This is a genomic window from Streptomyces sp. AC550_RSS872 (assembly GCF_019049285.1).
Lineage (GTDB): Bacteria > Actinomycetota > Actinomycetes > Streptomycetales > Streptomycetaceae > Streptomyces.
Window position 1 is genome coordinate 46,579 of record NZ_JAGMUL010000036.1, and the last position, 20,476, is coordinate 67,054.

Genomic DNA, 20,476 nt, shown 5'->3' on the forward strand with positions numbered 1-20,476 from the left:
CATGGCAACGACCACACCAGCCGGTGTGCGGGCCCACGCCAAGCACTCAGGGGGCGGCGCCCACGCCGACGGCGCTCCGATGTCGCACCGGCAGATCATGGAAGCGCTGACCGGGCTGCTGCTCGGCATGTTCGTCGCGATCCTGTCGTCGACGATCGTCTCCAACGCCCTGCCCGACATCATCAAGGACCTCGGCGGCGGCCAGAGCGCCTACACCTGGGTGGTCACCGCGTCGCTGCTGGCGATGACCGCGTCCACCCCGCTGTGGGGCAAGCTCGCCGACCTGTTCTCCAAGAAGCTGCTCATACAGCTGGCCCTGGTCATCTTCGTGGCCGGCTCCGCGCTGGCCGGTCTGTCGCAGAACGCCGGGATGCTCATCGCGTTCCGCGCGGTGCAGGGCATCGGCATGGGCGGTCTGTCCTCGCTGGCCCAGATCATCCTGGCCGCGATGATCTCCCCGCGTGAGCGCGGCCGCTACAACGGCTACCTCGGCGCCACCTTCGCCACCGCGATGGTCGGCGGCCCGCTGATCGGCGGCGTCATCACCGACACCGACTGGCTCGGCTGGCGCTGGTGCTTCTACGTCGGCGTGCCCTTCGCCGTCGTCGCCCTGATCGTGCTCCAGCGCACCCTGCACCTCCCGGTCGTGCGCCGGAAGGTCAAGGTCGACTGGGCGGGCGCCTTCTTCATCACCGCCGCCGTCTGCCTGCTGCTGGTCTGGGTGACCTTCGCCGGTGACAAGTACGACTGGCTGTCCGGGCAGACGTACGCGATGACCGGTGGCGCGCTCGCGCTGCTGCTGATCTTCATCTTCGTCGAGTCCAGGGCGAGCGAGCCGATCGTCCCGCTGCGCCTGTTCCGCAACCGCACCATCACGCTGGCCTCGCTGGCCTCGCTGTTCGTCGGCATCGCGATGTTCGCGGGCACGATCTTCTTCAGCCAGTACTTCCAGCTGGCCCGGGGCGAGTCGCCGACCATGTCCGGCGTGCTGACCATCCCGATGATCGTCGGCCTGTTCGTCTCCTCGACCGTCTCCGGCCAGGTCATCACCCGCACCGGCCGCTGGAAGGCCTGGCTGCTGGCCGGCGGTGTCCTGGTGACGGCGGGCCTCGGACTCCTCGGCACGATCCGCCACGACACCGAGTACTGGCACGTCGCGATCTTCATGGCCCTGCTGGGCCTCGGCGTCGGCATGATGATGCAGAACCTGGTCCTCGCCACACAGAACCAGGTGGACCCGAGCGACCTGGGCGCCGCCAGCTCGGTCGTGAACTTCTTCCGCTCCCTCGGCGGTGCCATGGGCGTCTCGGCGCTCGGCGCGGTCCTCAGCCACCGCATCACCCACTACGCCGAGGAGGGCCTGACCAAGCTCGGCGTGCAGGGCTCGTCGGGCCACGGGGAGATCCCCGACCTCGACGCACTGCCCGCCCCCGTCCGCACGGTCATCGAGAGCGCGTACGGCCACGGCGTCGCGGACGTCTTCCTGTACGCCGCGCCGATCGCCTTCCTCGCCCTCCTGTTCGCCCTGTTCATCAAGGAGGTCCCGTTGAAGACGAAGGGAGCCCTGGCCCAGGCCGCCGAGGGCAGTGAGCCCGGGACGCCGGAGCCCGCCGAGGCCGCTGCGCCGGCCGCCGCACCTGCCGCCGCGCAGGAGCGGGTCCCCAGCTGGGCCACCGCCGCCTCCGACACCGAGACCTCGACGGAGGGCACTCAGAAGCTCGCGGCCGTGGCCACGGTGGCCCGCCCCGAGGCGAGCACCGGTTCGTCCGGCGGCGGCGTCCCGGTCCGCGGCTTCGTCCGGGGCGCCGAGAGCGCACCCGTGCCGCAGGCGGCCGTCACGCTGATCTCGCTGGCCGGACGGCAGCTCGGCCGGTCTGTGGCGCAGGCCGACGGTTCGTACGCGGTCGACGCGCCGGGCGCCGGATCGTACGTCCTGATCGCCTCCGCCGACGGCTTCCAGCCGCAGGCCTCCACGATCGTCGTGAACGGTGACGAGGCGGTGGCGTACGACATCCTGCTCAGCGGCACCAGCGGCCTGAGCGGTGTGGTCCGGGCCGCGGGGAGCGCACTGCCCGTCAAGGACGCGATGGTGATCGTCACCGACGTGCGCGGCGATCTGCTGGCCACCGCCGCCACCGGGGAGCAGGGCGAGTTCGGCTTCGCCGAGCTGGTGCCGGGCGTCGTGACCGTCGCGGTGAACGCCGCCGGGTTCCGACCCCGCGCCCTGCCCGTCGAGATCGGTGGCACCGGGGTCACCCGGATCGAGGTCGACCTGGAGGCGGGCGCCCAGGTCCAGGGCGTCGTACGGGCACCGCACGGCCCGCTGGCCGACGCCCGGGTCACTCTGGTCGACGCGGCGGGCAACGTGGTCGGCACGGCGACGACCGGGGCGGACGGGGCGTATGCCTTCACCGACCTGGACGGCGGCGAGTACACGGTCATCGCGACGGGCTACCCGCCGGTGGCGACGGCGCTGACGGTGACCGGCCGCGGCACCGACGACCACGACATCGAACTCGCCCACCCCGGCGAGTAGCGGGACCCCGGCCCGTGGTGGGCGGCACGCTCTGAGCGGAGGTGTGCCCGCCCGCCACGGGCCGGTTCTTTATGGCCAATTTGTATGTCTTTGCAGGGAGTTGGACGGGATGGGACTGACGGGGCTGACGGGACTGACCGCGAGGATCCGCACCCGGGACGGATGGGCCGTGTCGCACGCGGTCGTCACGGTGACCGACATGACCGGCACGCAGGTGCTGCGGGCGGAGGCGGACGCGGAAGGGGCCGTACGGGATGTGAACCCCCTGGCCCCGGGGGCGTACACCGTCATCGTCACCGCCGTCGGCTACGCGCCGGCCGCCGCGAGCGCGATCGTCACGGCGAGCGGACGGGCCGAGGTCGGCACGGTGACGCTGGCCCGGCAGGGCGGCACCGAACTGCCGCCGCCCGGACCGTGGACCATCGACCCTGCACACTCCAGCGTGGCCGCCGTCGCCCAGCACCTGGGGATCTCCAGCGTGCGGGGCCGTTTCACGCACTTCTCCGGCGCCATCGAGATCGCGCCGGACGACGTCACCAAGTCCCGCGTGGAGGCGGTGATCCGGGCCGACTCGATCGACACGGGCAACGACATGCGCGACGGGCATCTGAAGTCGCCGGACTTCCTGGACATCGAGCGGTACCCCGAGATCACCTACCGCTCGACGGGGGTCACGGCGGCCACGGGTTCCGACCGCTGGACGGTCCACGGCGAACTGGGCATGCACGGTGTCGTACGGCCCGTGGACCTGGACCTCGCCTACCTCGGTACGGGCGCCGACCCGTGGGGCGGGACCCGGGCGGCGTTCCGGGCGACGGCCGAGCTGCATAGGGATGACTTCGCCATGTCGTACAACCAGGTGGTTCAGGCGGGTATCGCGGCTATCGGGACGACGCTGAAGGTGGAACTGGACGTCCAGGCGGTGCAGGGGGAATCGCTGCCGCAGGCGTGACGTGGCCGGTGATGACTCTTTGGGACCTGGTCAGCGTCGGCGGCTGTAACCGAAGAGGCGCGAGCGGGCCTCATCCGCGCTCGTTCCGAGGGCTGTCCCGATCGTGTCCCAGGACACCTCGTCGGTGTCCACGTTGTACGTGGCTTCCCGACTGATACGCAGGGTGATGCGCTCCAACCGGGCTACGGCCTTCAAGGCGGCCACCGGCGCGTCATCGGCGAGCGTACTCAGCCGTTCGTCCAACCGCTCCAACAAGTCGGCCAGGTCCTCGGGAAGGGGCACCGCCCGAGCCTCCACCTCGCGGATGTGCTCGGCCCAGTCCCTGTGCGGGCCCGGGCTGTCGGGGACATGAACGTACACGTGATCCCTCTCCACCCGGCTCCAGTCGATGGGATGCAGGGTGGTGCCGCGCCATCCGCACGAGCAGGCGCCTCGCAGGTCCGTCGCCAACGGCGCGCGGGACTCGCCGTCATACACCCACCAGTCGCTCGTCTCATGGAAGTTGGCGCCGCTGCCACTGTCGAAGAGCATCGGCTTCGGCTCGCTGCCGTCGGCCAGCACTGCCGCCGCCCTGCCCTCGTGGGTCTTGTGGAACTGCTCGGTCGTCCACCCCATGGCTCCTCCGCAGATTGTCGGGCGGCCGCGTGCGGTGCGGCTGGTCGCCTTCAACTACGGATACGGTAGGCGTACTTGCGCTCCGTGATCCCAGAATGCCCGGCACCTTGCTCGTGTGTTCGCCGACCAGTGCCGGGCGGTGCTGCCGGAGGGGACGCAGCCGTAGCGATCTCACCGGCCGTTCCGCCGTCCATCCGGAGATGCTCGAGGGGTACATGCGCTCCGACCGTCGATTCACCGCCTGGTAGAACGGCGTCCGCAACGGCCCCGCCGAGAGCGACCCGGAACGCCGGCCGTGGCTGCGGCTCATCGCCGACCTCTCTGCCCAGGGTGTCGAGGTACGTAGGGCGCGGATCGTGTCCCACAGGCGTAGGCACGGCAAGGGCAGGCTGAGCGGGCCGCCTGCCCCTAGGCTGGCGGTATGGCACCGAACATCGCGACCAACACCCGCGTATCACTCGAAGAGCTGCTCGACTTCGTACGGCCTCGTCATCGCGCCCTGCTGCTGACCCGGCGGGCCGACGGCAGCCCGCAGGCCTCGCCGCTCACCTGCGGGGTCGACGACTCGGGGCGGATCGTGGTCTCCACGTACCCCGAACGGGCCAAGACACGGAACGCCAAGCGGGATCCCCGGGTGAGTGTCCTGGTCCTCAGCGACGACTGGGACGGGCCGTGGGTGCAGATCGACGGCTCCGCCGAAGTGATCGACTCGCCGGAGTCCGTGGAGCCGCTCGTGGAGTACTTCCGGAACATCTCGGGGGAGCATCCGGACTGGGACGAATACCGGGCGGCGATGGTGAAGCAGGGGAAGTCGATCATCCGTGTCACGCCGCAGAAGTGGGGCCCGGTAGCCACTGGCGGCTTCCCGGCACGGCTGGTGTCCGAGGGCTAGTCACCGCCGCCCGACACCACTCGACGGACGGCGTCCGGCGCAGCGCTCCGAAGCCTGCGAAGCAGTGCGAGGAACGCAGAAAGAAAGGGGCCCGGGAACTCGGCGGGTGCGGGCCGTCCGGCGACTGCGGGTTCGTTGTGGCTGGTCGCGCCCACGCGGCGGAGCCGCAGATCAGGCAGAGCCCCGCGCCTCTGACGGGCCGCTTCGCGCCACCATCGCCTCGATGCCCGCGACCAACAGGTCCAGGGCGAACTCGAAGTCCCTCTCCCACATCTCCTCGACCGTGTTGCCGCCCCGGGCCGCCATGAGCTCCGCGGAGTCCTGGACGATGTCGGCGGTGTCCGGGGCCTGGGTCACCGCGCTCATGGCGTGCTGGAAGTAGGTGTCCGGGGTCATGCCGAAGGCGGCGCTGCGGGTGATGAAGTGGCCCTCCATCGTGCCGAAGCCGTAGACGAACTGGAAGACGGCGGAGATGGCGGCCACCAGGCCGTGCGCGGGCAGGCCCGTCCTGCGGATGACGCGCTGGACGAGGCGGGAGAACGCGAGGCTGTTCGGGCCGATGTTGACGTAGGTGCCGATCAGCGGCGACAGCCACGGGTGGCGGACCAGCAGGTCGCGGTATCCGCGGGCCAGCGCGCGCAGTTGGTCCTGCCAGTCCTCGTCCGTCTCCGGGTCGGGCAGCGTCAGTTCGCCGAAGGCGGCGTCGAGGGCGAGTTCGAGGAGGTCGTCCTTGGTGTCGACGTACCAGTACACGGACATCGCGGTGACGTTCAGCTCGGCGGCCAGCCGCCGCATGGAGAACTTGGCCAGCCCGTCCGTGTCCAGCAGTCGCATGGTCACCTCGGTGATCCGCTCCCGGTCGAGCCCGGAGGGCTGGCTGCCCCCGCGCCCCCCGCGCCGCTCCTTGCCCTCCAGCCAGACGCTGGCCCGCGCGGCCTCCCGACCTGCCCTAGCCATGGCGCACCTTCCTAGACTCCGCTGACTGATCAAGATGCTATGCGGCAACGCCCTCAAGGGGCACGGGGGCTGTATCGATATGCGGTTCCGCCGCGTGGGCGCGATCAACCACACACGCCCCGCAGCTGCCAACAACCGTATGACCCGAGCTCTTAGGCGATGTCTGCCCTCTCAGCCCGCCGCAACAACGCCCAGGCGACCAACCCACCGAGCAACACCGCCAACGCCCCGACCAGCAAACTGGTCTCCAGCCCAGAGGAGAACGCGTCCAGAATCCGCCCCCTCTCGCTCTCGCCGTCCGCCAAGGCCAACGCGCCCGGCAGGGACCCCGCCGCCACCGGAATCAACGCCGTGAACCGAGAGTTGAGCAACGCCCCCAACACGGCGACCCCCAACCCCGTGCCGAACTCCGCCACCGTCCCGTTGATCCCCCCGCCGACCCCCGCCTTCTCCGGCGGAATCGCGCTCATGATCGCGTGTGACATCGCCGGACTCGCCACCGCCGCGCCGGTCCCGATCAGCACCAACCCCAGCAGCGTGCCGGTGTAACCGCCGGAGGCCACCGTCGCGATGGAGGCCAGGCCCGCCGCCATCACCGCCATGCCGAGCCCGATGGCGAGCGGGGCGCCCAGCCGGACCGCCCACTTCGCCGCCACGCCGGTGAAGTTCAGCGCCACGATCATCAGGGCCAGCGGGGCCGTCCGCAGCCCGGCCTCCAGTGGCTCGTAGCCGAGCACGAACTGCATGTGCTGGGTGAGCAGGAAGAGCGAGCCGCCCATGCCGAAGGTGATCAGCACACCTCCCGAGACGGCGCCCGTGAACTGCCGGTTCCTGAAGAAGTGCATGTCGATCATGGGGTACGGGATCCGGCTCTCCCAGTACCCGAAGGCGACCAGCACGACGATGGCCACGGCCGCCGTCAGCAGGACCTGGCCGGACATCCAGCCGTGCTCGGGTCCGGAGATGATCGCGAACACCAGGGAGGCCATACCGATCGTGGAGAGCACGGCACCCAGCAGGTCGGGACGGTCGCCCTGCGGGTTCTTGGACTCCGGGACGAGCACCACGACGGCCACCAGCGCGAGCGCCGCGACCGGGATGTTGATCAGGAAGATCGCGCCCCACCAGAAGTGGTCCAGCATGAAGCCGCCCACCAGCGGGCCGGCGGCGAAGCCCAGCGAGTTCACGGCGGCCCAGACGCCGATCGCCTTCGGCTGTTCCTCCGGCGTGAAGATCTGGATCGCCACGGCCAGGACGGTGGTCATCAGCAGCGCGCCGCCGACGCCCATCCCGGCCCGCGCCGCGATCAACTGGCCGGTCGAGTCGGCGAGGCCGGCCACGAGCGAGCCCACGCCGAACAGCGCCAGGCCCGCGGCCAGCATCTTCTTACGGCCGTAGCGGTCGGCCGCGCTGCCCGCCGTGAGCAGCAGGCCCGACTGCACCAGCGAATAGGCGTTGATCATCCACTGGATGTCGGAGGTGGCCGCGCCCAGTTCGCGGGTGAGCGAGGGGATCGCCACGTTCAGGACGGTGTTGTCGAGGACCACGGTGAGCACGGCGAGGCAGAGGACACCGAGGATGAGCCAGCGTTGTGGGTGGCCGCCCGGAGCCTCGGGCTGCGGCTGGGCCGGGGCCTGTTCCTGGGGGGATGTCGTCATGTTGTACACCGTAAGGCAATCCCTATACGCCGTACAATGCGTTTTCTCGCCGTACGGCACGCGCTCTCTCGCCGTACGGCAAAGGCGGTGGCCCGGGGCGTGTGTGGGCCCCGGGCCACCGCCCTTCCGCTGCGCCCGCTCAGCGAACCGTCAGCTGGCGCTCTTCGGCTGCGTCAGGTCGTAGAACGTCGTGCCGTCGACCGTCACCGACTCGAAGTTCTCCTGGATCCAGGAGCTGATCTGCGAGGACGTGCCGTTGCCGCTGCCGCCCATGCCGCCGCCCCTGCCGCCGCCCCTCGCGATGAAGTAGTGGATCTTGCCGTCCTCCACGTACTTCTTGAACTCGGCGAGCGTGGGGGACGGGTCGGTGCCGTTGAAGCCGCCGATCGCCATCACCGGGGCGCCGGTGGAGAGCTGGTAGCTCGCGGCGTTCTGGGCGCCGACGGCCGCGGCCGCCCAGGTGTAGTCACCCTCGTTCTTCTCCAGGAGCGCCTTGGCCTCGTCGCTGACGCTGGCGCCGTTGATCAGGCCGCCCATGCCGCCGCCGTCGCCCGTGCCGCGACCGGGCATCGCGCCCTGTTGGTTGTTCTGGCCGGGCATACCGCCGCCGGGGAAGCCGTTGCCGTCCTGCTGGTTCCGGCCGCCCTGCTGGTTGTTCTGCTGGTTGTTCCGGCCCGGCTGGTTCTGGCCCGGCTGGTTCTGGCCCGGCGTGCCGCCGCCGGGGCCGCCGCCACCGCCCGGGCCGCCACGGCCGCCCGACACGGCGGGGCCGGCCGTCACGATCGAGCCGGTGTGGCCCTCGTTCACCGTCGTGAGGGTGTACGCGGCCGGGCCGGCCAGCGCGGCGGTGAGGCTCAGGCCGACGACGCCCATGGTCAGTCGACGGCCGAGCTTGCTTGCGAAGATCAGGCCCAGTGCCGCTACCAGACCGCCGGCCAGGACGACCCACTTCAGCCAGGGCAGGTAGTCGGAGGAGCGGTTGAGCAGGACGTAGCCCCAGACCGCGGTGGCCGTCATCGCGGCCGCGAGGCTCAGCGACGCCCGGACCTTGTCACGCTTCTCCCAGAGCAGCGCCGCGCCCATACCGATCAGCGGGGCGATGTAGGGGGCGAGGGCGACGGTGTAGTACTCGTGGAAGATGCCCCGCATGTAGCTGAAGACCAGCATGGTCGTGATCAGCGCGCCGCCCCAGACGAGGAACGAACCGCGGGTCACGGACGTACGGCGGGCCTTGCGCGTGGCTACCAGGGCCGCGGTCAGCAGGATCAGCGCGGCCGGGATCAGCCAGGAGATCTGGCCGCCGATGGACGAGCTGAACAGGCGGTCCCAGCCGGTCTCGCCCCAGTTGCCGCCGCCGTTTCCGCCACCGCGGCCACCGCCACCGCCGACGCTGCCGGTCTCCTCGCCGTTGAGCCGGCCGAGGCCGTTGTAGCCGAAGGTCAGTTCAAGGAAGGAGTTGTTCTGCGAGCCGCCGATGTAGGGGCGGGAGGAAGCGGGCCACAGTTCGACGATCGCGACCCACCAGCCGCCGGAGACGACGATCGCGGCAAGGCCCGCGGCCAGCTGACCGACGCGCTTCTTCACCGGCACCGGTGCGCAGACCGCGTACACGATCGCGAGCGGCGGCAGGATCAGGAAGGCCTGGAGGGTCTTGGCGAGGAACGCGAAGCCGATCGCGGCACCGGCCCACACCAGCCACTTGGTACGACCGTCCTCCAGAGCCCGGATGACGAGGTAGCAGGCCACGGCCATCAGCAGGGCCAGCATCGCGTCCGGGTTGTTAAACCGGAACATCAGCGCCGCGACGGGCGTGAGCGCGAGCACCGCGCCCGAGATCAGACCGGCCGCGGGGCCGAACCGGCGGCGTACGGCCGCGTACACCACGGCCACCGTGCCGACGCCCATGAGGACCTCGGGGAGCAGGATCGCCCAGGAGTGCAGGCCGAAGAGGCGCACCGACAGGACCATCGGCCACAGGGAGGCCGGGGGCTTGTCGACGGTGATGGCGTTCGCCGCGTCCAGCGAGCCGAAGAAGAAGGCCTTCCAGGACTGGCTGCCGGCCTGGACGGCCGCCGAGTAGAAGGAGTTGGCGTAGCCGGAGGCGCTGATGTTGTAGAGGTAGAGGAGGAGCGTGGCGAGGAGGAGTCCGAGGAAGGCCGGGCGGGCCCAGCGGGGGTCCTCGGGGCGGCCGCGCCACAGCCGGCGTACGAAGGGCTGCTCGGGTTCGCCGGCGTCGGGCGCCGGAGCGGCCGGCGAGGGCGGCGTGGGCGGGCCCCAGGTGTCGGGGTTCCCACCTCTGTCGTGGTGCGTCGTCGTCTGGTCGTAGTGGACGGTCATCGGGAGTCCCTCGAGTCGGTGTCGTGCGGGCACACCCGCTGAAGCTGCACGGTGGCGTCCCGCCAGGTGCCGTCCGCGGCCGCACCGGCGCGGAACTGGGCTGTGTCGTACGGGTACTGAGGCGTGCGCTGCGGCAACGGGCCGTAGGGCGCCGGGATCTGCCGGGTGGAGTAGGTGGGCGAGGACGGGTTGTGCGAGGCGAGCACCCTTGAGTCGTTGTCGCCGTCCCCGTTGCCGTCGCCATTGCCGTCGCCGCGGTCCGGGAACACCCACGCCCGGAAGAGCAGGAAGCGCAGCACCGTTGCCGCGAGGTTGGCGGCGATGAGGACCGCGAGTTCGGTGGAGTGCGCGGGGTCGCTGCCGGCCGCGTTCAGGGCGGCGAGCGAACCGCTGGTCAGGGCGAGGCCGATACCGAAGACGACCAGGCCCTGCGCCTGGTGCCGTACGGCGCCGCCGGGGCCGCGCACTCCGAAGGTGAGGCGCCGGTTGGCGGCCGTGTTGGCGATCGCGGAGACCAGCAGGGCGAGCGCGTTGGCGGTCTGCGAGCCGGTGAAGACGCGGAAGCCGCTGTAGAGGAGGAGGTAGAACAGGGTGGACAGGGCGCCGACGACACAGAAGCCGACGAGCTGACGGGCCAGGCCCTTGGGTACGTCCTTGATCTCGCGGTCGCGCGGGTCGTCGCCGAAGGGCCGGGCGAGCCGGTCCAGCGGCAGCGAACCGGTGGCGAGCGCCCTGCCGACCCGCCACATGCCCTTGAGGTCGTCGGTCGCCGTCTTCACGATGTGGACCGTGGAATCGGGGTCGTCGACCCAGTCGACCGGTACCTCGTGGATCCGCAGCCCCGCGCGCTCGGCGAGCACCAGCATCTCCGTGTCGAAGAACCAGCCGCTGTCCTCGACGAGCGGCAGCAGCACCTGCGCGACATCGCGCCGTATGGCCTTGAATCCGCACTGGGCGTCCGAGAAGCGGGCCTGGAGCGAGCCGCGCAGGACGAGGTTGTAGGCCCGGCTGATGAACTCGCGCTTGGGCCCGCGTACTACGCGGGAGGAGCGGGCGAGCCGGGAGCCGATCGCGAGGTCGGAGTGGCCCGAGATCAGCGGGGCCACCAGGGGGAGGAGGGCGTTGAGGTCGGTGGACAGGTCCACGTCCATGTAGGCGAGGATCGGGGCGTCCGAGACGGACCAGACGGTCCGCAGCGCCCGGCCACGGCCCTTCTGCTCCAGCCGGAAGGCCCTGACCTCCGGGAGCTCCGCCTCCAGCCGCTGCGACACCTGGGGGGTGGTGTCCGTCGACGCGTTGTCCGCGATCGTGATGCGGAACGCGTACGGGAAGGTGCGCTTGAGGTGATCACGCAGTCTCAGCACACACGGCTGGAGGTCCTTCTCCTCGTTGTAGACGGGGATCACTACGTCCAGGACAGGCGTACCGGCGTCGCCGGCCGGGAGGTGCTCCCGCGACGGCAGGGCGCCGGGAGAAGAGTCGGTTCGCATGGGACCGACTTTTGTCAGGCGCCCTGTTCCGCCCATGTGGTGACGCTGTGCTGTGCCTGTGAGTGCTGTTGCCGGCTCACTTCGGGGCTCGGCTGCGCGGGCAGCACGGGCAGCGCAGGCAGCACGGGCTGCGCAGGCAGCGCAGGCAGCGCAGGCAGCGCAGGCAGCGCAGGCAGCGCAGGCAGCGCAGGCAGATGCACCGTGAAGACGGTGCGCCCCGGCACGCTGTCCACGGTCACGGCGCCGTCGTGCGCGGTCGCCACGGCCTGCACGATGGCCAGGCCGAGACCGGTCGAGCCGGAGGCACGCGAGCGCGAGGAGTCGCCGCGCGCGAACCTCTCGAAGACGTGCGGGAGAAGGTCCGGTGAGATGCCGGGGCCATTGTCCTCGACGTCCACGCACAGCCAGGGGCCCCGCTTTTGAACACGGGCGGTGACCGTCGTACCGGGCGGGGTGTGGTTGCGGGCATTGCCGAGCAGGTTGACGAGGACCTGTTGCAGCCGGGCCGCGTCCGCCGACACGAGCGCGGGTTCGTCGGGCAGGTCGAGCCGCCAGTTGTGGTCCGTGCCGGCGGCTCGGGCGTCGCTGATGGTGTCGACGACGAGCGGGATGAGGTCGGTCTGCTCGAACTGGAGGGGGCGGCCGGCGTCGAGCCGCGCGAGCAGGAGGAGATCCTCGACGAGGAGGGTCATCCGCCCGGCCTCGGACTCGATACGGCCGAGGGCGTGCTTGGTGTCCGGCCCGACCTCTTCTCTCCCGCGTCGGGTCAGCTCGGCGTACCCGCGGATGGAGGCGAGGGGCGTGCGCAGCTCATGGCTGGCATCCGCCACGAACTGCCGTACCCGCATCTCGCTCTGCTGCCGCGAGTGCAGGGCGGCGTGGACGTGGTCCAGCATGCGATTCAGCGCGGCGCCGACCTGACCGACCTCGGTGTGGGGGTCGGTCTCGGACTCGGGGACGCGCTCGTTGAGGTTCACCTCGCCGGTGTGGAGGGGGAGTTCGGAGACTCGGGTGGCGGTGGCGGCCACCTTGCGCAGCGGGCGCAGGGCGACACCGACGAGCACGGAACCGGCGATGCCGGCGGCGACGAGACCGGCGGCGGTGACGCTGATCTCGATGAGGATGAGGGTACTGAGGATCTCGGTGACGGACTTGGTGGGGACAGCGACGTAGAAGCTGCCCTTCGGGCCCTTCGTGTATTGCACGCGGTACTCACCCAGGTCGGTCAAGGTGATCGTGTGCCGGCTCCTGTCACGCGGAACGCGGGCGAGCTCGGATTTCTGTGTGTCGGTGAGCTCGACGGCTGCGGATTCGGCGTTGAGGCTGTTCGCCGACCGCGTGCTGCGCGCCGCGCTCGAGATCTGACCGCTCTCGCTGACCTCGGCGCCGATCGAGCCGAGCTCCTGCGGGCCCTTGGTGACGAAGTCGAGTGGGTCGTCGGGCAGCCGGAAGTCCGGGTTGTGGGCCATCCCGGGCGGGCCGCCGGCGCGCTTCGCAACCTCCGCGACGGTGTCGTTCAACTGGTCGTTCAGACGCTCCCGCATCGCGATGGTCGTCACCGTACCGATCACCGCGGCCACCACGGCGATCAACACCACGGACGCGACGACGAGTCGCGTCCGCAGGGTGCGCGGCTGCCCCACCAGCCGCTGCCGCTTCTGCGCACGCGTTCGTCGTCGCCCGCTCATGACGCCGCGGGCTTGATCAGATAACCGGCACCGCGCCGGGTGTGGATCATCGGCTCCCGTCCGGCGTCGATCTTCCGGCGCAGGTAGGAGATGTAGAGCTCGACGACATTGGCCTGGCCGCCGAAGTCGTACGACCACACGCGGTCGAGTATCTGAGCCTTGCTCAGCACGCGCCGCGGATTACGCATCAAGAACCGCAGCAGCTCGAACTCGGTGGCGGTGAGGTGGATGTTCTCCCCGGCCCGCGACACCTCGTGGCTGTCCTCGTCGAGGCTGAGGTCTCCGACGACCAGGACGGAGTCGGACCGCCGGTCGGCGGCGCCGGACCGCCGGATGAGGCCTCGCAGCCGGGCGACGACCTCTTCCAGGCTGAACGGCTTGGTGACGTAGTCGTCCCCACCGGCGGTGAGCCCGGCGATACGGTCCTCGACGGCGTCCTTGGCGGTGAGGAAGAGCACCGGTACATCCGGCAACTCCCGCCGCAGCCGCCCGAGGACGGCCAGCCCGTCCATGTCCGGCAGCATCATGTCCAGGACGACGGCGTCGGGCCGGAACTCCCGCGCGGTCTGGACGGCACCCGTGCCATCCGCCGCACTCCGGATCTGCCAGCCCTCATAGCGAAGAGCCATGGACAGCAGCTCGGTGATCGACATCTCGTCGTCCACCACAAGCACTCGGACGGGGCTCCCGTCCGGCCTCAGCAGTTCGGTGCGCCCCTGGGGCGAGGTCGTGGTCATGCTGGACACCATGTCGGCGCCCTCTGAGAACACGCTTTCTGAAAGCTGTGATTTTCCTGAGAAACGCACAGGGGGTTCTGTTGGGAGCGCCTGGGTATGCGAAAACGGCCCAGCGCCTTCAGTGATGGCCTTGACAAGGGGCTTTAAGGCGTCGCCGTCGCGGGCCCGGAGCCGCTTGAGGCCTTCGGAAGCCGCCCTTCCCCAGATGATGCGTGGCTCAACCGGCCTCGACTCCGCCGGCGATGGCGTCGATCTCGGCCTGGGTGGACGTCGGACCGCCGACAGCTCGCACGAACAGGGACACGGCTACGTCGGCGAAGTCGATCGCCTGCTCGCGGGCGTCCCCGTCGGGGGCGGCGTCAGCCAGAGACTGGGTCCACCAGTGGCTGAGGAACGCCTCGAACCCGCCGGAGTCCGCCAGGGCGCCCAGCTCGGTACAGAAGTCGGCACGGTGATCGAGGCGCGGGGCCACTCCGATGCCGTCGACTGTGCGCTGAACGACACTGCCCGTGAATCCGGTGGCTTCCCGGGCCTGGGCAACCGCGTTCTGCCATTCGCGCGCACGGCTGGTGGAACCAGTACCCACAGTTGCAGGCAATGGTCGAGTACGTGGCCCTTGAGGACATCGCGACCAACATCCGGACGTGGCAACTGACCATCATCCCCGGCCTGTTGCAGACAGCGGACTACGCCCGGGCCCGGATTCAAGGTGACCGGTACATTCGGCGTCGAGGACCGGACACGGCACACGGGCGGCGGCCACTTCCGCGAGACCCAGCCCTTCTAAAGTTGCGCAGCGTCGGCGTGCCCGGCGGCTACACCCAGCCGGGAAGATGCCGTCATGTGGAACCGCGGCGAGCGCGTTGAGCGTGAAGGCGCTCCCTGTTCCATAACCGGGGGAAACCCGTGCTGGCCGCCCGTCGCAGTTGCCGTCTCATACAGTCCCATTCACGGCCGTTCAGCCGAGACCAGGAGTCGGGTGCCGCCCACGGGCCGGGCTACCCACCCGGCCAAAGCCCTCTCAGAACAACCCGTCCTGCACCCCAACCCCCCGTCCCTTGAACTCCCGTACCGGCACAGTCGGTTCCCCCTCCCCACCCGCCGCCACCAGTTCCCACCCCGTCATCAACCGCGTATCAACCACGACCACCCCTCCATCACCGGTCTCCACATGCAGATCCGGCCCCGCAGCCGCCACCAACCGCCCGCTCACCGCCCCGCCCGCGACAAGCTCGGTCACCTCCCCGACCGCATCCGGCAGCTCCGTCAGCCCGAACACCTCGGCGTGGTCGACCGGTTGGCAGGGCTCACGGGCGAGTGACTCAGGCCAGGCGGGAAGGGCCACGGCGCGGGCATGCAGGTCCTCGACCTCGGCCGCCCGCTCCGCCGCCGAGGTCGGCAACTCGGAGCGCACCGCCCGCTTGTCGGCGTAGGGAATGCGGTCCGGTACCCGGAGGGCGGCCCGCAGGAGCTCCTCCGTCCGCCGGGCCGCCATCAGGGGGCCGACGCCCAGCCAGCTGAAGCAGACCGCCCCCTGCTCCAGCAGCCGGGCCGAGCCGCGCTCAAGGGCGGTGATGCCGACCTTGGTCATGCCGGGGCCGAACCAGGCCAGATATACGTGGTACGGACGAGGGTCGTCCGCGATCGTGTCGGCGGCCACCGAGTACGCCCGGTCCAGCCGCGCGCACTCCTCGCAACGCGCCCCCGTGCTGCGCCCCGGCACGATCGCCCGCACCGGACAGACGTGCCCCCGCGCTCCCACGCACGTCCGCTCTCCCCCTTCGGCGACCGCGAAGGCCACCCGTTTCCCCCAGGTCAGCGTGGAGCGTCGGCCTCCGTCCCACGCCAGTTCAGGGCGGCCCGCCGACCACCTCAGCCCCGAGCATCTCCATGCTTGTGCCATCGCTGTCCGAGATTAGAGGCAGGCACTGACAACGCCCCTTCGGCGACCGACTCCGGCGACCGACTTCAGCGACCGACTTCAGCGACCGACTCCGGCGACGACTTCAACGGCCGTTCTCAGCGTCCGGCCTCCGCCGCGGCCGGCTCGGGCTGCCCGACCTCCGGGGCCACGACCGCCACCTCAGCGGTACGCCGCCCCCGTCCCGCCAGCCGGCACGCCCAGCACTCCGCATGCCCCGCCCGCGCCGTCAGGTCACGCGCCCCCATCCGCCACTGCCCCCGCGGCCGTACCCCCGGAGGCTTGCCCCAGCCGGCCAGGTGCAGGGTCCAGGTGACGAGGACGCTCGCCGCCGTGATGCCGAGTCCGCCCGCGATCAGCGCGGACGACACCATGCACACCCCCGCGCCCAGTACGGCGGAACCGATCGTCGCGATCACGGTTCCGGTCCATCCTGCGACCGTATGTCCCTCGTCATACTGGCTCATGTGCCTGCTCCCTCCCGTAGGCAGCGAAACTTTCTCACGACGCGAGAAGTTTAGAGCCTTAATCTCTCACTAGCTAAGGCAATTCGAAAAGATGCAAGCCAAGCCGCCTCGTCCCACCGCCACCCCGGCCCAGGCGCTGGACGCGATGGACTCCCTCATCGCGGCCCACCTGCTCGGCCAGCAGGAGATGGCCCAGCGGCTGGGCATGAACATCACCGACCTGCTCTGCTTCGGCTGCGTCCTCAAAGCCGGCGAGAACCTCCTCACGGCGGGTGACCTCGCGGAACACGCCCACGTCACGACCGGCGCGATGACCGGCATCCTCAACCGCCTGGAACGCGCCGGCTTCGTCACCCGCCGCCCCGACCCGAACGACCGCCGCCGCGTCCGCGTGGCCGCCGTACCGTCCGCGGTCGCCCAGGTCGAGGCCCTCTACGGTCCCTACTACGCCCGTCTGAACGACCTCTTCGCCGACTACTCCGCCGACGAGATCGCCGTACTCACGGACTGGTTCACGCGGACGACTGGCCTCGCGCAGGGCTACATCGACGAACTCCGCGACAAGGACCGCGACCGGGACAAGGCCTGACGAACGTTCTGGTAGGCCCTCGCATGGTGGAGCCTGCCCCACCATCGGTTCGGTAGAGCACTCCATCGTTTCCACGGGCGCACAACGGAATCGTTGGCCTCGGTTGATCCCGGCTGAAACCGGTCGACACGGGCTGAAGCCCCGTTGATACCGGCTGAAGCCCGACTGAGGCACCGCTGAAGCCGCGCCGGGATGAGCTGAGTCCCTCAAAAGGACAGGCCCGCCCGGAAGGAAACCGCCATGGAGTCGCAGCGCCCGTCGATAGCTCGCCGGTCGATGCCGAGCCGGTCGATACCGAGCCCGTCGGCGGCGAGCCCTTCACTGCCGAGCCCCTCGAAGCCTGCCCCCGTCAGGCCCGGTCCCCTCTCCTCCTTCGCCCGCTTCGTCGTGTGCGGCGGCGGTGTCGGACTCCTCTCCAGCGCCGCCGTTCCCCTGCTGGCCGCCGCGATGCCCTGGGCGCTGGCGAACGCCCTGGTCACCGTCGTCTCCACCCTCCTGTGCACCGAGCTGCACGCCCTGTTCACCTTCGGCACCGGACGCCGTCCGGGCCTGCGGCAGCATCTCCAGTCCTCCGGGTCGGCCGGCGCCGCCTACCTCGCCACGACCGCCGCGATGCTCGTACTCCACGCGGTCCAGCCGTCCCCCACGCTCCTCTGGGAACAGGCCGTCTACCTCACCGCCTCCGGGCTGGCCGGCATCGGACGGTTCCTGGTGCTGCGGCTGTTCGTGTTCGCCGGGCGGAAGAAGCAGGCCCCCTCGGCCCGGACGGCCCGGACGGCCCCGACTCAGGCTCCCCCGGTCCGGACCGCCCCCGCTCACGCCCTCTCCGCCCTCCCCGCCACCCCCCTCAACACCGGCCCTCACCGCGCCACGTACTCCCCGATGGTCCCGTCCGTCGCATAGCCGCTGTCCCTCGGATACAGCCCGGGCGCCGGCGTGATCGCGCCCGCCGTCGCCGCTCGCGAACTGGTCCAGGAACAGCTTGAGGACACCGGAGTACGTGGCCTTGAAGGTGGGACTGGCCAACAGCCCCGCGCCCAGTGTGATCACGTCGAGCACGTGGTCCGGGGGCCGTCCGCCGAGCTCCGTCGCCAGTCGCGTCGCCGCGTCCAGTGTGCGAGAGGCGGGTTTCGGGTTCCCGGCAACCGCCACCGTTCTCATGGCCGTTCACCGCCTTCCTCCAGGTACGCGGTGACGCGCGCCATCGGCCACACCTCCCCGACCTTGTGCCGGATGTCGAAAAGGTTCGCCGCGTGCACGTCCGGGTCACGGTCGCCGACCGCCTCCTCCACGACGACCGGGACGAACCCGTGCTGCATGGCGTCCAGGGCCGTGGCACGTACACAACCGCTCGTGGTCAGGCCGCCGATGAGGAGTGTGTCGATTCCGTTGGCGGTGAGACACGCCGCCAGGGAGGTGCCGAAGAAGGCGCTCGGGTACTGCTTGGTCACCGTCAACTCGTCCGGCGTCGGGGCGAGTCCGTCGATGAAGTCGCCGTACGGACTGCCCTCGGCGAACACGCTCAGCGTCGGCACCTTGCGGAAGAAGACCCCGCCGTCGCGGCCGTCGGACCGGAACCGCACGCCCGTGACGACCACGGGAATCCCCGCTCGCCGGGCCGCCGACAGCAGCGCCCTCATCGCCTCCACGGCCGGTTCGACCCCGGCGTAGAGCGGGCAGTCACGGTCCACGTACGCACGGGCCGGGTCGACCAGGAGCAGGGCGGGGGAGGTGCCGGGGGCCAGGTGCCCGGCCAGGCCGGCCCGCTCGTAGTCCGCGACCACGTCCGCGTCCGCCCGCCGCCGTAACCCGCTGTCCGTCTGTCTCCGTGACCCGCTCATCCCTGACGGCACTTCATCAGTGGCTGGATGCGGGTGCCGAAGTTCTCGATGCCCTCCAGGAAGTCGTCGAAGACCAGCATGATCCCCTTGGTGCCGTTGACCTCCGCGACCTCGTCGAGCATCCTCGCGACGGTCTCGTACGACCCCACCAGCGTGCCCATGTTGAAGTTCACCGCGCCTTCGGGCAGCACGATGGTGCGGGCGGTCGAGGAGTCGTCGGCGTTGGTGTCCGAGGCCGATTCGCCCGCCATGTACGCGAGGGCGGCACGGTCGGCGTTGTCGTGGTAGTCCTGCCACTTGGCCTGAGCGGCCTCGTCGGTCTCGTCCGCGATGACCATGAAGAGGGACACCGCGCCGACGTCCCGGCCGGTCTCGCGCGCCGCGTCCACCAGCGTGGCCGTGGTGTCGGCGAAGGCCAGCGGGGTGTTGACGCCGCTGCCGAGGATGAAGTTGTAGTCGGCGTGCTCGGCGGCGAACCGCATGCCGGTGTTGCTCTGGCCCGCGGCAACGATGTCGATGTGGCCGTCCGCCGGACGCGGCGACAGCACGCAGTCGTCCATCTCGTAGAACTCGCCCTTGAAGTTGCTGACGCCGTCGCGCCACAGCTCCTTCATCACGGTGACGTACTCGACGGCGCGGTCGTAGCGGTTGCCGAAGTGCTCGTCGCCGGGCCACAGGCCCATCTGGGAGTACTCGCCGGGCGCCCAGCCGGTGACGATGTTGATGCCGAAGCGGCCGGGGGCGATCGAGTCGACGGTCGTGGCCATACGGGCGACGATCGCCGGGGGGAGGACCAGGATCGGCGTGGAGGCGTACAGCTTGATCCGGTCCGTCACCGCCGCCAGGCCCGCCATCAGCGTGAACGACTCCAGGCAGTGGTCCCAGAACTCGGTCTCGCCGCCGAACCCCTTGAGCTTGATCATCGACAGCGCGAAGTCGAGCCCGTGTTCCTCGGCCTTCTGCACGATGGCCTTGTTCAGCTCGAAGGTGGGCAGGTACTGGGGCGAACTCTTCGATATGAGCCAGCCGTTGTTGCCGATGGGAATGAAAACGCCGATGTCCATGACACTCCTCAGCGGGTCGGGGGATCCCGGGTGATGCTAAGCCGTGCACGTCAACTCGACGTTGGATATGGACTGTTGGCGTCGTGCCGACCGGCCGGGTACGGGGCGTGAGGATCTTGCGAACGATCGATTCGGCTGAGTCCGGAACGGTAGGGTCCACAACATGAACGCTCGGCTGACCCTGCTCGGCACGGTGGCTCCCGGTGTCGCGGAGAGCGAGGTCTTCCGGCTGGCCCTCCAGCATGCTGTGGGCGAGCTGGGCGCTCTGGGCGGCATGATCCATCTGCGCGGCCCGATGTCCGCGCTGCGCCTGGTGTCGACGGCCGGGCTGCCGCCCGCCCTCACCCGCAGCTGGGAGATCATCGACCAGGAGGGCCCGCTGGCTCCGGCGCGTGCGCTGCACGAGGGGGGTGGGGTCTGGGTCCCGACGGGCGCGACCGGGCTGACCAGTTCCAGGGGCGACTCCGCGCCCGGCTCCCCGTCCGGCCATGCACCCGCCTCCCGGACCGGCTCCCCGTCCGGCGCTGTGCCCGGCTCCCGGACCGGGTCCACGGCCGACTCCGCGGCCCACTCCTCGTTCGACCTCCCGACCCACTCCTCGACCGGCTCACCGGCCCAGCCCTCGACGGGCTCCACGGCCGGTTCCCCGACCTGCTCCACGGCCGGTTCCCCGCCCGGTACCAGGGCCGATTCCCCGACCGTCTCCCCACCCGGCACCCCCACCCCCACCTC

At 70.4% G+C, this 20,476-nt stretch carries 17 protein-coding genes and 2 pseudogenes; 7 read left to right on the forward strand and 12 right to left on the reverse strand.

Annotation, left to right across the window (positions count from 1 at the left end; all coding sequences use genetic code 11):
* The first annotated feature begins 1 nt into the window (after window position 1).
* Both KUM44_RS17145 and KUM44_RS17150 read left to right on the forward strand, forming a co-directional pair.
* Complete coding sequence (locus KUM44_RS17145) at window positions 2–2,536, forward strand: MFS transporter (protein ID WP_217208755.1); 2,535 nt, start codon at window positions 2–4, stop codon at window positions 2,534–2,536.
* A 109-nt stretch (window positions 2,537–2,645) separates the two neighbouring features.
* Entirely contained in the window at window positions 2,646–3,488 is an 843-nt protein-coding gene (locus KUM44_RS17150) for a YceI family protein (RefSeq protein ID WP_217208756.1), read from the forward strand.
* Between the two features lie 30 nt (window positions 3,489–3,518).
* On the opposite strand, the gene KUM44_RS17155 is transcribed toward KUM44_RS17150, so the two are convergent.
* The gene (locus tag KUM44_RS17155) at window positions 3,519–4,103 is read right to left on the reverse strand and encodes a hypothetical protein (protein ID WP_217208757.1); all 585 of its coding nucleotides are present in this window, start codon (window positions 4,101–4,103) and stop codon (window positions 3,519–3,521) included.
* Window positions 4,104–4,524: 421 nt separating this feature from the next.
* On the opposite strand from KUM44_RS17155, the gene KUM44_RS17160 reads away from it, so the two are divergent.
* Complete coding sequence (locus KUM44_RS17160; protein WP_217208758.1) at window positions 4,525–4,995, forward strand: PPOX class F420-dependent oxidoreductase; 471 nt, start codon at window positions 4,525–4,527, stop codon at window positions 4,993–4,995.
* Window positions 4,996–5,166: 171 nt separating this feature from the next.
* Here the strand turns inward: KUM44_RS17160 and KUM44_RS17165 are convergent, their stop codons facing one another.
* The 7 genes from KUM44_RS17165 to KUM44_RS17195 all read right to left on the reverse strand — a co-directional run bounded on the left by KUM44_RS17165 (window position 5,167) and on the right by KUM44_RS17195 (window position 14,448).
* Window positions 5,167–5,952, reverse strand: coding sequence for a TetR/AcrR family transcriptional regulator (locus KUM44_RS17165; RefSeq protein WP_217208759.1), 786 nt, complete (start codon window positions 5,950–5,952; stop codon window positions 5,167–5,169).
* Window positions 5,953–6,104: 152 nt separating this feature from the next.
* Window positions 6,105–7,610: an MFS transporter gene (locus KUM44_RS17170; RefSeq protein WP_217208760.1), complete on the reverse strand. Its 1,506-nt coding sequence runs from the start codon at window positions 7,608–7,610 to the stop codon at window positions 6,105–6,107.
* A gap of 150 nt (window positions 7,611–7,760) precedes the next feature.
* Entirely contained in the window at window positions 7,761–9,947 is a 2,187-nt protein-coding gene (locus KUM44_RS17175) for a glycosyltransferase family 39 protein (RefSeq protein WP_217208761.1), read from the reverse strand.
* Window positions 9,944–11,437 (reverse strand): bifunctional glycosyltransferase family 2/GtrA family protein, encoded by a 1,494-nt coding sequence (locus tag KUM44_RS17180; protein WP_217208762.1) that lies wholly within the window; start codon window positions 11,435–11,437, stop codon window positions 9,944–9,946. Before KUM44_RS17180 ends, KUM44_RS17175 begins: the two co-directional genes overlap by 4 nt.
* Window positions 11,438–11,451: 14 nt before the next feature.
* Window positions 11,452–13,125, reverse strand: a complete 1,674-nt coding sequence (locus KUM44_RS17185; protein ID WP_217208763.1) for a HAMP domain-containing sensor histidine kinase — start codon at window positions 13,123–13,125, stop codon at window positions 11,452–11,454.
* Window positions 13,122–13,862, reverse strand: coding sequence for a response regulator transcription factor (locus KUM44_RS17190; protein WP_217208764.1), 741 nt, complete (start codon window positions 13,860–13,862; stop codon window positions 13,122–13,124). Before KUM44_RS17190 ends, KUM44_RS17185 begins: the two co-directional genes overlap by 4 nt.
* A 217-nt stretch (window positions 13,863–14,079) precedes the next feature.
* Window positions 14,080–14,448, reverse strand: coding sequence for a hypothetical protein (locus tag KUM44_RS17195; protein ID WP_217208765.1), 369 nt, complete (start codon window positions 14,446–14,448; stop codon window positions 14,080–14,082).
* Between KUM44_RS17195 and KUM44_RS47180 the strand changes: the two are divergent.
* Window positions 14,421–14,576 (forward strand): annotated as a pseudogene (locus KUM44_RS47180) (Scr1 family TA system antitoxin-like transcriptional regulator); the annotation flags it as partial. The gene KUM44_RS17195 and the pseudogene KUM44_RS47180 sit on opposite strands and share 28 nt — an antisense overlap.
* Window positions 14,577–14,883: 307 nt before the next feature.
* Here the strand turns inward: KUM44_RS47180 and KUM44_RS17200 are convergent.
* Complete coding sequence (locus KUM44_RS17200; RefSeq protein WP_217208766.1) at window positions 14,884–15,765, reverse strand: DUF2797 domain-containing protein; 882 nt, start codon at window positions 15,763–15,765, stop codon at window positions 14,884–14,886.
* 116 nt (window positions 15,766–15,881) lie between these two features.
* Complete coding sequence (locus KUM44_RS17205; protein ID WP_217208767.1) at window positions 15,882–16,250, reverse strand: HGxxPAAW family protein; 369 nt, start codon at window positions 16,248–16,250, stop codon at window positions 15,882–15,884.
* Between the two features lie 91 nt (window positions 16,251–16,341).
* Between KUM44_RS17205 and KUM44_RS17210 the strand changes: the two genes are divergently transcribed.
* On the forward strand, window positions 16,342–16,839 hold the full coding sequence (locus KUM44_RS17210; RefSeq protein ID WP_217208768.1) for a MarR family winged helix-turn-helix transcriptional regulator: 498 nt from the start codon (window positions 16,342–16,344) through the stop codon (window positions 16,837–16,839).
* 321 nt (window positions 16,840–17,160) lie between these two features.
* Complete coding sequence (locus KUM44_RS17215) at window positions 17,161–17,742, forward strand: GtrA family protein (protein ID WP_217208777.1); 582 nt, start codon at window positions 17,161–17,163, stop codon at window positions 17,740–17,742.
* 254 nt (window positions 17,743–17,996) lie between these two features.
* Here the strand turns inward: KUM44_RS17215 and KUM44_RS17220 are convergent, their stop codons facing one another.
* Window positions 17,997–18,680 carry an isochorismatase family protein gene (locus KUM44_RS17220; RefSeq protein ID WP_217208769.1) on the reverse strand — a complete coding sequence of 228 codons (684 nt, stop codon included), beginning with the start codon at window positions 18,678–18,680 and terminating at the stop codon, window positions 17,997–17,999.
* Window positions 18,677–19,744, reverse strand: coding sequence for a pyrimidine utilization protein A (gene rutA, locus KUM44_RS17225; protein ID WP_217208770.1), 1,068 nt, complete (start codon window positions 19,742–19,744; stop codon window positions 18,677–18,679). Before rutA ends, KUM44_RS17220 begins: the two co-directional genes overlap by 4 nt.
* A gap of 163 nt (window positions 19,745–19,907) precedes the next feature.
* Between rutA and KUM44_RS45440 the strand changes: the two are divergent.
* Window positions 19,908–20,476: pseudogene (locus KUM44_RS45440) on the forward strand (hypothetical protein); the annotation flags it as partial.